Here is an 11,851-nt window from a genome sequence, read left to right on the forward strand (position 1 = left end):
GTCGTCACATCGTCCGTCACGCGATCCCATTACTACAGGTGCGTACGCGATTTATTTTTTCAACCTATGGATTACTAACCTTTGCAACTTTATCGTGATCAAAACAGGTTTTAGGTTTGGTTGCGCGGCAGGCCAGTTGGCTTTATCTGTTGATGGGCAACAACCACAAGGCACCGGCATTCCATGTCATCAGATACCGCACCGTCATCACACGCCCTGCGCCAGATGCTGCGTCATGCCAGACGGGCCGTTCTGGCAACAACCGCGCACGATCATGCTCAGATCCCTGATGGCTGGCCGGTGACATCGATGGTTGTTCCGGCCTGCGACATCGATGGCACGCCCTGCCTTCTGATTTCTGAACTTGCTGATCACACCCGTCATATCAAGGCCGACAATCGCGTTTCGCTTCTGGTGACAAACCACGATCTGGCCGAAAACAACGATGGTACGGCCACAATTGAAACCGATACCGCCCGACTGACCATCTTCGGGCGCGCCATGCCGGTAACAGCCGCCACTGACCTTGACCGGGTGAAAAAACGCTATCTGCAAACCCATCCCGATGCCGCCCAATATGCCGGGTTTGCCGATTTCGGGTTCTATCGGGTTTCTGTCGATGCAGCCTACTGGGTTGGCGGATTTGGCAAACAACGCCGCCTTTCGGGTGACAAGCTTATACCAGCAAACATCACCCCCCTGATCGACGGCCATGACGGGATCGTTGCGCATATGAATGCAGATCATGCCGATGCCCTTTCCGGCATTGTTGGTCACTTCACCACCGCCGATCCCAACGCCGGCTGGCAGATGCAATCGATTGATTGCGATGGCATGGTTTTGATTGCCAATTCGGTCGATATCGCACCGCTTAGAATCGACTTCCCGACCCCGGTCCGAACGCCGGACGAGGCACGCGAAATTTTGGTCAAAATGTGCAAAATATGGCGCGCATAAGTCGGACCATTTGTATTCTGAACATTAAACCCGCGACCCTGAAAATGTAATTTTCGCAAACGCAAAAACACTTACGTTTTCCTAGGTATAAGGCAAAAGGAGCGGTTGCTTTTAAGACACCTTTGTAACAATATGTCTCAGCGCTTCCGATTACCCACAATTGGCAGTGTAAAATAGGACATTAACCCCCAGATTTTCATTCCCACCAGGAGAGTTTCGTGCTGCAATCAGGACCCGTTGTCAGCCGTGTAGGCCTTGAAACCCATGGCCTCAAAAACCTTGGCGCCGTTCACTGGAACCTTGACGCTGCCGGCCTTTACGAACATGCGATCCGTCGCAACGAAGGTAAAATCGCCAAAGGCGGTGCCTTTGTCGCCCTTACCGGCGAACATACCGGCCGTTCCCCGCTGGATCGCTTCATCGTCGAAGAAGAAAGCACCAAGGCAGATATCGATTGGGGCGATGTAAACCGCCCGGTCAGCCCGGAAGTATTTGAGCGCCTCTATCAGAAAGTGCGCGCATATTTCCAGGGCACCGAACTGTTCGTTCAGGATTGCTTTGCCGGTTCCGATCCGCGTTTCCGCCTGCCGGTGCGCGTGATCAACGAAAACGCATGGCATAACCTTTTTGCCCGCAACATGTTCATCCAGCCGCAGAAAGAAGAACTGCGCGACTTCGCGCCGGAATTCACCATTCTGCATGCACCGGGCCTTCAGGCAGACCCGCAAGACGACGGCACCCGCTCCGAAGTCTTCGTGATGGTCAGTTTTGAGCGCAAAATGGTCATCATCGGCGGTACCTGGTATGCCGGCGAAATGAAGAAATCGATCTTTTCGGTTCTCAACCACATCCTGCCGGCCAAGGGCGTCATGCCGATGCATTGCTCGGCCAATATGGGCAAGAATGGCGACACCGCCGTGTTCTTTGGCCTGTCGGGTACCGGTAAAACAACGCTTTCTGCCGACGCATCGCGCACCCTGATCGGGGATGACGAGCACGGCTGGGGCGAAGACGGCGTCTTTAACTTCGAAGGCGGCTGCTACGCCAAGGTGATCAAACTTTCGCGCGAAGCAGAACCGGAAATCTTCGCAACGACCGAGCGTTTCGGTACCGTTCTTGAAAACGTTGTGATGAACAAGCAATCGCGCGAGCTTGATCTCGACGATGCCCGTCACACCGAAAACACCCGTTCTTCCTATCCGATCGAATTCATTCCGAATGCTTCGGAAACCGGTCGTGGTGGTCACCCGAAAAACATCATCATGCTGACCTGTGATGCGTTTGGCGTTCTGCCGCCGATCGCAAAACTGTCCTCGGCACAGGCGATGTACCACTTCCTGTCGGGTTACACCGCAAAAGTTGCCGGCACCGAAAAAGGTGTCAAGGAACCGACTGCTGCGTTTTCGGCTTGCTTCGGTGCGCCGTTCATGCCGCGTCATCCGTCAGTTTACGCCAAGCTGCTTGGCGAAATGATGGAAAAACACGAAGCCAATTGCTGGCTGGTCAATACCGGCTGGTCCGGCGGCGGCTATGGCGTTGGTTCGCGCATGAAGATTGCCTATACCCGTGGCCTGCTCAATGCTGCGCTGAATGGCGATCTGGAAAATGCCGAATTCGCCACCGATCCGTTCTTCGGTCTGGCCTATCCGACCGCATGCGGCGACATCCCCGCAAGTGTTCTGAACCCGCGCGAAAGCTGGAAAGACAAGGCTGCCTATGACAAGGCTGCCACCAACCTGACAGGCCTGTTTGAAAAGAACTTCGCGAAGTTCGAAGAACATGTCACCGACGATGTCCGCGAAGCGGCCATCCGCAACAGCGCGGAAGTCAAAGCCGCCGAATAAAATCGGGCATTGATATTCTAAAAGGCCGGTGTCAAACACCGGCCTTTTTTGTTGCGTGACTATTTGTAAATCTTTCTACCTTAAATTGTTTCATGCATCGCGCGAATAACGCATCCTTATCCATAAAAGCGTGATAGCATATTGATTCCGTTATTCTTTTTAGAGCGGTTAAAAAAAATCGTGGGAAAGTGGGCCGGTATTCTTTCATATGTGTCTTTGCGCCGTTCTGCTATCGGCGCGCACCAACATCTGCGCATGTGCAGCAAGGTCATTTGCCTGACCCTTGGTGCCTTGGTCCTGCTTGGCACAATCAGCACGGCATCGGCCCAGAACACCCTGATCCCCCCCGCTGGCAACCAGCGTACCGTTACGCTCGCGTGCAATCCGTTCCCGCCTTCAAAAATTGCCGAGAACGCCACTTTGCCGGGCTACGACATCGAAATATTGCGCGCCGCATTTGCCACGCGCAACATCACCCTGATCACGCCGTTTTACCCTTGGCGACGGGCCTATTTCCTTGCCCGTACCGGACAGGTCGATGGCCTGTGTTCGTGCAGTTACCTGCCTGAACGCGAAGAGGACCTGTTTTATTCTTATCTGCTGGGACATGTCGGCGTGGCGTTCTATGCCATGGGCGAGAATGCCCTGACATCAATTGAAAAGATTGCCGATGCCAGGAACATGATTGTCGGCGTCGTCAACGGCTATAGTCTCGAAGTAACTGCACGCCATGCCGGACTTGATGTTCTCGTGGTTAATAGCGAAGCCACCCTGCTTGATATGCTGCTTTCGCGCCGTATTGATGCCGCCTTGTCCTATAAGGCGCCAATGGAGTACGAGTTGCACAATTCGGAACACAATTTTAGCGGGGCCGGTCAAATTCACTTCAAGGTGATTTCGAACAATCCCTACTATTCTTGCATCTCGCGTAAAGCCAAGGACCCAAAGGCCCTCTTGACCGAGTTAAACAACGGCCTTGTCACGATCCGGGAAAATGGCCTGTTTGACAAAATCCTCGCCCGATATGGCGTGACTTCCGAGGACAGCAAAAACTGATCTTACCAGTCAGCTCCGCATCTCGCGGCTCAATATCCCCGCCGGGAAATGTCCTCGCCTGCAAGCATCACCGCTTATAAACAGAATCACGCCAATACAGCGTAATGTCGGCTTCTGGCTTGCCGAACAGATAGCCCTGCGCATAGTCAAAACCGGCCTTGGTCACAAGTTCGCGCATCTTGTCTGTCTCGATCATCTCGGCGACAACCTCGACATTGATGTCGTGACACAGATCGACAAGCGATCGCAGGAACGCCAGTCCCTTGGCCGTCTTGGTCGATTGCCGGATTGATTCGCCATCAATCTTTACATAATCGATATCCATTGCGCTAAGATACCGGAAGTTCGACGCACCCGTGCCGAAATCATCAAGGCAGATCTCGACCCCGAATTCACGGAAACGGGCAATCCACTTTGCCGCCGTATCGATATCTGCGATTTCGGCGGTTTCGGTGATCTCAAGCATCAATTGGCCAAGTGCTTCGCGATGGCGCTCAAACAGCGCGATCACGGACCGGCAAAAATCCGGATTTCCCAACGAATGGCCGGAAATATTCACAGCCACACGGGCGGTTATCCCCTGATCAAGCTGGGAGGTGATCCATTTAAGGTTTCGGCGCAACATCGCCAGATCAAGGCGATGGACCATATTGACCTGCTCGGCAAAGCTGACCAATTCCTGTGTCGGGATCAGTTTGCCATCATCGTCATAGAACCTTACCAGCACTTCGAAATGATGGATTTCCGCATTCGGCAGGCGCACGATCGGCTGATACACCGTGTCGAACTTCAACTGATCGACCCGGGTGCCAAAATCCTGCATCGCCGAAAAGGTATTGTTGACCAGATTATCCGCCTGCCCCATCAGGCGCGAAAACGTAAAGCTGTGCTCCTGCCGGTCACAGAACCGCCGGATGGAATACAAAACCCCGCGCGCCAGATCGCCCGGCGGGATCAGCTCGGCGGTAAAATCGGTCACGGATGAACTGACCTCGATGCCAACCCCGGTCGGATCGGCATCGCGCACACATTCCTCGATCCGTTTTTCAAGATCGCCAATCGGGACATCTGCCCGATGTAACATGCCAAATTGTTCTGTCCCCAGTCGCCCGGCCGTGTCGCCCGCAACCGAATGGGCGCGCAGAAAGGCTCCGACGCTGGCCATCATTTCCGCCTGTTCGATCTGTTTCATCCGCGCGCATAGCGGATCAAACGCATTGAGGGTCATCAGGGTAAATTTGTGCTCGATCCCGGTTTCCCGGCGCGCCATCAACCGTTCCGTGACGACCTTTGACAGGCTTTCCTCATCAAGAAGTCCCGTAGCAGTGTCGCGCTGAAGGCTGGCGGCAACATCAGGCGACAGGGCATTGATAGCAACCCTGAGTGCGACAAAGAAATGGTCACCAAGATCAGGCAGGAAATAGCCGCTCATGGAAACCGGCGGGCTTAACATGTCGGCCTGCTGATTGAAGCGGACCTGAATATTGTCCATGCGCCCGCGACGGCGCGCGACCCGCAACATCTCTGTCACCAGCGGGCGATACTGTTTTGCCAGGAATTGGATGAACGACTTCCCCGACAGGTCTTGTGGCCGATGCCCCAAAATCCCGTCTGACGCGCCAGAGGCAAAAACAATGCGCAGATCCCCGTCCAGTTCCAGAAGAAGATCCCCCCAGACAAAGGCCAATGCCGCAAAACGGTTTCTTTCCTTGCGCAGTTCGGTTGTTCGCGCCTTTATAAGTTTATCCAATGCACCCTCTCACGCTGCCCGGATCAACAAGTGATTCCCTTCCCCCGAGCACGGAAACCAGTCTGATCGCCTTAATGGCTTTCGGTCATTTTCGCTGCTTCTACTTAACAAGGGTTTTACAAAACCTGAATTTCCTATGCGGACGGATAATAATGTCCTCGCTCGGTTTTCCGGGCCGATCCTCCATCACATTTGATACGCGCAGCCCAAGGCACCAGACATGGATCCCGGACAAGAACCCAATATATGTTTGCTCTTTTTGGCGGTTTTAAACCCCTATGCAGTTCACGCCTGGCACCCTGCAATTCAACGGCGAACAAATGACCACGGGTACACCATTTGTGGTTCTGATTGATCCTGATGGTTTGCAACACCGTAAGGATCGCATACAAATGTCGACTGCCTGACACGCGCGCCAGGCACGTCTGTCCAACAAGCATATCCGGAAGGCCCCAGATCATGACCACCGCCCCGAAACGCAGATCCGAATTGCCCCGTGTCGACGATGACAGCGTTCTGATCTTTGATCTCGACAACACGCTTTATCCGGCAGCGTGCAATCTGTTTTCACAGGTATCCGACCTGATCGGGCAATATGTGCGCGACGCGCTGAAACTTGAGGCCGACGAAGCCTACCGCGTGCAAAAGGACTATTTCCATCGCTATGGCACGACCTTGCGCGGGCTTATGACCGAACATGAAATCGATCCGGCCGATTATCTTGCCAAGGTCCATGATATTGACCTGTCGGTGGTGGCACCGGCCCCCGATCTTGCCCGTGCACTTGATGATCTTCCGGGACGCAAACTGATTTTCACCAATGCGTCACGCGGCCATGCCGAACGGGTGATGGATCGTCTTGGCATTGCCGATCATTTCGAAACCATCTTTGACATCGTTGATGCGAAATATATCCCCAAGCCCAAACAGGAACCCTATGACCTGCTTTTGGCGCGCGACGGGGTTGATCCGACCCGTGCGGTCTTTTTTGAAGACATGGCGAAAAATCTTCTGCCCGCCAAGGATATGGGCATGACCACGGTCTGGGTGCATACCGATGTCGACTGGGCAAGGGATGGCCGCGATGATCCGCGCATTGATCATCACACCGATGATCTTGTTGGATTTTTGCGCGGCCTTAACAACGGTTCCTGACGATACCCAGCAGATGGTCGCAAACTGCGGCGGCAATCGCCCAATGCAATGATCGACGGCAGTGCCCGCCAGCGATGCATTTATGGTCGTTGCAGGATTGAGCTTGGCCCCCTGATCGGCTATGTCTATCGGCCATACGGGATCAGGAACGGAAATCTGCCTGAAACAGGCGTTTCTACGTAAACTGGCGGAGTTGACTTGCGCGCGCGCATTGACCATTCTCCGCCAACGCAATTTTGGCTGACCGCAAGGACCTTCGAAAAATGAACAGAACCGAGCTTGAAGGCGTGATCAACGTCGCCTGGGAAAACCGCGACGAGATCAACTCCGCCACCCAGGGTGAAATCCGCAAAGCCGTTGAGCAGGCGCTTGGCGCCATGGATTCCGGCGACCTGCGCGTTGCCGAAAAGACCAATGGCAAATGGGTTGTCAATCAGTGGGCGAAGAAGGCGGTTCTGCTGTCCTTCCGTCTCAATGACATGACCACCATCGCAGGCGGTCCCGGCGAAAACACCAACTGGTGGGACAAGGTCCCCTCCAAGTTCGAAGGCTGGGGCGAGGCCGAGTTTAAAAAGGCCGGTTTCCGCGCCGTTCCGGGCAGCATCGTGCGCCGTTCGGCCTATGTCGCACCGGGCACCGTTTTGATGCCGTCCTTTGTGAACCTTGGTGCCTATGTCGATACCGGCGTGATGGTCGACACCTGGGCAACGGTTGGATCCTGCGCACAGATCGGCAAGAACGTTCACCTGTCGGGTGGTGCCGGTATCGGTGGCGTGCTTGAGCCGCTTCAGGCCGGCCCGGTCATCATCGAAGACAACGCCTTTATTGGTGCCCGTTCGGAAATCGTCGAAGGTGTGATTGTCGAAGAAGGTGCTGTCATTTCGATGGGTGTCTTTATCGGCGCATCCACCAAGATCATCGACCGCACCACCGGCGAAACCTTTGTCGGTCGCGTACCGGCCTATTCCGTGGTTGTTCCAGGCAGCATTCCGGGCAAGCCGCTTCCAGATGGTACGCCGGGGCCGAGCCTCTATTGCGCGGTCATCATCAAGCGCGTTGATGAAAAGACCCGCTCGAAAACCTCGATCAACGAACTCCTGCGCGACTGATCTGCAACGCGCTTTAAGATCATGATATAAGGGGCGAAACAGAGGACTGTTTCGCCCCTTAATGCATATTTGTTCCTGTTTTGTTTCACGTGAAACAGAAAAATAGGCAAAAATTCCTATTATCGTCTGACACCCAAAGACTAAGAGAATGCCAATGTCGACCGCCCTTGAACTTGCACAATCCCTGATCCGCTGCCCGTCGGTAACACCTGCCGATGAAGGCGCGCTTGATGTGTTGCAAAAGGCGCTGGAGGCACGGGGATTTAAGTGCACGCGCAAGGTCTTTGATGGTGATGGCAGTGATGCGATCGATAACCTTTATGCCCGTCTGGGGACCAAGGGGCGCAATTTCTGTTTTGCCGGGCATACTGATGTCGTTCCCGCTGGCGATGTTGCCGCCTGGACCGTTGATCCGTTCGGGGGCGAAGTCAAAGACGGCCGTCTGTTTGGCCGCGGTGCGGTGGACATGAAAACCGGCATTGCCTGCTTTGTTGGTGCGGTTGACGCGTTCCTTGCTGCCCATCCGGATTTTGATGAAAGCATCTCTTTCCTGATCACGGGCGACGAAGAAGCCGACGCGATCAACGGCACGGTCAAGCTGGTTGAATGGTGCGATCAGCAGGGCGAAAAGTTCGATTGCTGCATCGTCGGCGAACCGACCAACCCGAAATATCTGGGCGAGATGATGAAGGTTGGCCGCCGTGGCTCCATCACCGGCTGGCTGACGGTTTATGGCGCACAGGGCCATGTCGCCTATCCGCATCTGGCCGACAACCCGGTGCCACGCATGATCAAGACGCTTGATGTGCTTAATTCTCGCGCGCTTGATCAGGGCACCGATCACTTCCAGCCCAGCAACCTTGAAATCACCACGGTTGATGCCGGAAACACCGCGACCAACGTGGTGCCGGCCAAGGTCAGTGCGGCGTTCAACATCCGCTTTAACGATCAGCATAAGGGTGCGGATCTTAAAAAGTGGATTGAGGATGTCTGCGCCGAGCATGCTGGCGCGCACGATCTAAAGGTCAAGATTTCTGGCGAGGCGTTCCTGTCCAATCCGGGCAAGCTCGCCAACCTGATCGCCGATGCCTCGGAAAAAATCACCGGCAAGCGGCCTGAAATGAGCACGACTGGCGGCACATCCGATGCACGCTTCATCCAGAAATACACCGAGGTCGCCGAATTCGGTCTGGTCGGGCAAAGCATGCACAAGGTCGATGAACACGCCATGGTCGATGACATCGAAAACCTCACAAGAATTTACAGTGAAATTCTGTCCGGTTATTTTACGACTTCGTGATTAAAGAAGACGTGTTTCCTTTTTCTGATTTTTTGGATTTTCGGACATGACTGGTACATCGCAACAGCCCCCAAAGACCAAAAGTCTGGAAGTGGGAGACTTTGTCCCCAAGATTGTGCTCCCCGATACCACGGGGGAAAGCATCGACCTGACCTACCAGCTCATTGCCGGAAACACTTTGGCCTTGTGGTTTTTTGATGAAAAACCCGGCAAGGCCGAGTGGGAGAAAATTGATCAGCTTCGTGATGCGACCGCAGATGCCGAAGTGCTGCATTTCATCGTAATTGGCGGAAAGAAAAGCCCGAAGAAATCTGGCAAATCCAGCGCGAAGGCAACCGAGCTTTTTGATGCGGAAAACAAGTTGCGCATGCTATTTGCCTGTGCTGGCGGCAGTGTTGCCCTGATCGATCCCAACCATCGTCTAAGCAAAATCGGCTCGATATCGGAACTTGATGATCTGATCGCAGCCTGCAATGCAATTGCGGCACAAACTGCCCCGGAACCGGCATCCTATCAGGCACCGGTTCTGGTGATGAAGGATGTGCTTGAACCCGAGCTGTGCGCTGACTTGCTGGCTTACTGGGAGGCCGGTGAAAAGAAGGCTGATGGGGTATCTCAAGGTGATATTGGCAGCAACATCGCAAAGGCCAATATCAAGAAACGCAACGACGTGGTCCTGCTTGATGAAGGGCTTTTCAATCGGGTTAAAACCCGGCTTGTTAAGCGCCTGATGCCGGAACTGATGAAGGTATTCCATTTCAAGACTGCCAGTATGGAAGCCTTGCGTATCGGGTGCTATGACTCAGCCAATCAGGGGCATTTTGGCCGCCACAGAGACAATCGCACCGCCTTCACAGCCCATCGAAGATTTGCGGTATCTCTGAACCTGAACCCGATTGATTACGAAGGTGGTCAGGTGCGCTTCCCGGAATATGGCCGGGCAGTTTATGCGCCGCCGCCCGGTGGTGCTGTCGTATTTTCATGTTCGCTTTTGCATGAAGCATTGCCGGTTACCAAGGGTCGGCGATTTGCAATTTTCACCTTCCTGACAGACGAGGCCGGCGCGCTGGCCGAGCAAAAAATGATGGCTGAACGCAAAAAGCAAATCACCCCGCTTGCAATGAAATAGTCACGAGATCTCGGCAGCTATTTCGCAATTGCTGTCGCCAGATGTTGATGACGGGAGCGCGAAATACTTTCCCGACTTGCCGCGAGGATATCCTCGGCCGTCTCGTGATCGACCGCACGGCTCAGAACGACCGCACCGACCAGCATCGCCAGCATCGATGTGGCTTCGGTGCGGTAACCATCAGGAACATCTGGAAGCACGGACGCACCGTCAACCGGGACGGGCTTGTCCATACCCGGAACACCGTCTTCCTTTGCCAGTTTCCAGGCAAGCTTGCCCGATGCCTGCTCAATCAGTTTTGAAAACGCTGCACGTGCCTGATCGCCGGAACGTGAGACCTCGGATGACAGGGTCGGCAGGGCACATCCAAGTTCGGGGTTATCGATATGGACCCGTGACAGATAGAGTTCGGCAAAGGATGTCACCCAGTCGCTTCCGGACAGCTCGGCCTTGCGCAATTTTGCCAGCACCGGCGATGACAAAAGCGACATGCCGTTTTCAACGCAGGCAACAAACAGGGCTTCCTTGTTCTTGAAGTGGGCATAAAACCCGCCGCGGGTCAGCCCGGCCGCAGCCATGACCTGATCAATCGTGACATTTTCAAACCCGTGCTTTTTAAACAGCGCACTTGCCGCATTGACGATGCGAATGCGGGTTTTGGGCTTGTGCGTCGGCGCATAGGGCATTTCGAACTCCACCAGGTAATCAGCACGTCATCGGATGTTTGGATCGGACGACAGATCGACCATGACACATTCTGATAATATGTTCTTGAACATATTATGGGGGACGTAATCCTGTCTGCAAGTTCACCGAACAAAAGGGTCTTGCCATGTCGGATGTCACAATTATCGGAATGCCGCGTAGTAACCTGACACGCACGGTTCGCATTGCCTGTCTGGAAAAGGAAATACCGTTTACGTTCAGCAGCCGGAATGTCCAGCCACCCGGCCATCCGGCAACACCGGAACTGTTGCGCAACAACCCGTTTGGCAAGGTGCCGGTTCTGACCCACGGACCGTTCGTGCTTTATGAAACCGCCGCCATTTGCCGCTATATTGATGATAATTTCCCCGGGCCGTTATTGCGCCCGGTGCATGCCGAAAAAGCGGCCCGGATGAACCAGTGGATCAGTATCGCCATGACCCGGCTTGACCCGGACATCATCCGTAATTTCGTTATTCCGATGTTTTTTGCCGATGATGTCAAACGTCGTGACCCGGCATTTACCACCCGTATGAACGAAATGGCGGACCGCATCCGTCATGATCTTTCTGTCCTTGATGCTGCTTATGGCGATGGCTGGGTTTGTGGTGACCGTTTCACCATTCCCGACATGATGATCATGCCAATGATCCATTATCTGAACGCCATGCCGGGCGGCCCGGAAATATTGGCAAGCGCGCCCAATGTCGCCGATGCCTTTGCGCGTTTCAAGGCGCGAAGTTCTGCGGCCCAGACCGACCCGCTTTTGCCAGAAAAGCTTTTGAAATCAGCCTGAAAATTGTACCGCCACCCTGACGTTTCTCCCGTCAGGGTATTCAGCCACCA

At 54.3% G+C, this 11,851-nt stretch carries 10 protein-coding genes; 8 read left to right on the forward strand and 2 right to left on the reverse strand.

What is annotated here, in order from left to right; all coding sequences use genetic code 11:
• Positions 1–183 precede the first annotated feature (183 nt).
• From WBY09_RS00210 to WBY09_RS00220, 3 genes are all read left to right on the forward strand, one after another.
• Positions 184–957 carry a HugZ family pyridoxamine 5'-phosphate oxidase gene (locus tag WBY09_RS00210; RefSeq protein WP_336231745.1) on the forward strand — a complete coding sequence of 258 codons (774 nt, stop codon included), beginning with the start codon at positions 184–186 and terminating at the stop codon, positions 955–957.
• 218 nt (positions 958–1,175) lie between these two features.
• Entirely contained in the window at positions 1,176–2,801 is a 1,626-nt protein-coding gene (locus tag WBY09_RS00215) for a phosphoenolpyruvate carboxykinase (RefSeq protein ID WP_120223664.1), read from the forward strand.
• A 255-nt stretch (positions 2,802–3,056) separates the two neighbouring features.
• Positions 3,057–3,857 (forward strand): substrate-binding periplasmic protein, encoded by an 801-nt coding sequence (locus WBY09_RS00220; protein WP_336231746.1) that lies wholly within the window; start codon positions 3,057–3,059, stop codon positions 3,855–3,857.
• A 67-nt stretch (positions 3,858–3,924) separates the two neighbouring features.
• Here WBY09_RS00220 and WBY09_RS00225 read toward each other — a convergent pair whose 3' ends face one another.
• Positions 3,925–5,607, reverse strand: coding sequence for an EAL domain-containing protein (locus WBY09_RS00225; RefSeq protein WP_336231747.1), 1,683 nt, complete (start codon positions 5,605–5,607; stop codon positions 3,925–3,927).
• Positions 5,608–6,066: 459 nt separating this feature from the next.
• Here WBY09_RS00225 and WBY09_RS00230 point away from each other — a divergent pair, with 459 nt between their 5' ends.
• The 4 genes from WBY09_RS00230 (at position 6,067) to WBY09_RS00245 (ending at position 10,300) form a co-directional block, all read left to right on the forward strand.
• Entirely contained in the window at positions 6,067–6,762 is a 696-nt protein-coding gene (locus WBY09_RS00230) for a pyrimidine 5'-nucleotidase (protein WP_336231748.1), read from the forward strand.
• Between the two features lie 263 nt (positions 6,763–7,025).
• Positions 7,026–7,871, forward strand: coding sequence for a 2,3,4,5-tetrahydropyridine-2,6-dicarboxylate N-succinyltransferase (gene dapD / locus WBY09_RS00235; protein WP_336231749.1), 846 nt, complete (start codon positions 7,026–7,028; stop codon positions 7,869–7,871).
• A gap of 154 nt (positions 7,872–8,025) precedes the next feature.
• On the forward strand, positions 8,026–9,171 hold the full coding sequence (gene dapE / locus WBY09_RS00240) for a succinyl-diaminopimelate desuccinylase (RefSeq protein ID WP_336231750.1): 1,146 nt from the start codon (positions 8,026–8,028) through the stop codon (positions 9,169–9,171).
• A gap of 46 nt (positions 9,172–9,217) precedes the next feature.
• The gene (locus WBY09_RS00245) at positions 9,218–10,300 is read left to right on the forward strand and encodes a 2OG-Fe(II) oxygenase family protein (protein WP_197146496.1); all 1,083 of its coding nucleotides are present in this window, start codon (positions 9,218–9,220) and stop codon (positions 10,298–10,300) included.
• A gap of 17 nt (positions 10,301–10,317) precedes the next feature.
• Here the strand turns inward: WBY09_RS00245 and WBY09_RS00250 are convergent, their stop codons facing one another.
• Positions 10,318–10,986, reverse strand: coding sequence for a TetR/AcrR family transcriptional regulator (locus tag WBY09_RS00250; protein WP_197146495.1), 669 nt, complete (start codon positions 10,984–10,986; stop codon positions 10,318–10,320).
• 146 nt (positions 10,987–11,132) lie between these two features.
• Between WBY09_RS00250 and WBY09_RS00255 the strand changes: the two genes are divergently transcribed.
• On the forward strand, positions 11,133–11,801 hold the full coding sequence (locus WBY09_RS00255; RefSeq protein ID WP_197146494.1) for a glutathione S-transferase family protein: 669 nt from the start codon (positions 11,133–11,135) through the stop codon (positions 11,799–11,801).
• Positions 11,802–11,851 lie beyond the last annotated feature (50 nt).

Source organism: Thalassospira sp. CH_XMU1458 (assembly GCF_037027205.1).
GTDB classification, from domain to species: Bacteria; Pseudomonadota; Alphaproteobacteria; order Rhodospirillales; family Thalassospiraceae; genus Thalassospira; species Thalassospira tepidiphila.

Coding starts and splice junctions, on each gene's coding strand:
- dapE (WP_336231750.1), top strand. CDS start 8,026: ATGTCGACCGCCCTTGAACTTGCACAATCCCTGATCCGCTGCCCGTCG.
- WBY09_RS00220 (WP_336231746.1), top strand. CDS start 3,057: ATGTGCAGCAAGGTCATTTGCCTGACCCTTGGTGCCTTGGTCCTGCTT.
- WBY09_RS00210 (WP_336231745.1), top strand. CDS start 184: ATGTCATCAGATACCGCACCGTCATCACACGCCCTGCGCCAGATGCTG.
- dapD (WP_336231749.1), top strand. CDS start 7,026: ATGAACAGAACCGAGCTTGAAGGCGTGATCAACGTCGCCTGGGAAAAC.
- WBY09_RS00255 (WP_197146494.1), top strand. CDS start 11,133: ATGTCGGATGTCACAATTATCGGAATGCCGCGTAGTAACCTGACACGC.
- WBY09_RS00250 (WP_197146495.1), bottom strand. CDS start 10,986: ATGCCCTATGCGCCGACGCACAAGCCCAAAACCCGCATTCGCATCGTC.
- WBY09_RS00230 (WP_336231748.1), top strand. CDS start 6,067: ATGACCACCGCCCCGAAACGCAGATCCGAATTGCCCCGTGTCGACGAT.
- WBY09_RS00245 (WP_197146496.1), top strand. CDS start 9,218: ATGACTGGTACATCGCAACAGCCCCCAAAGACCAAAAGTCTGGAAGTG.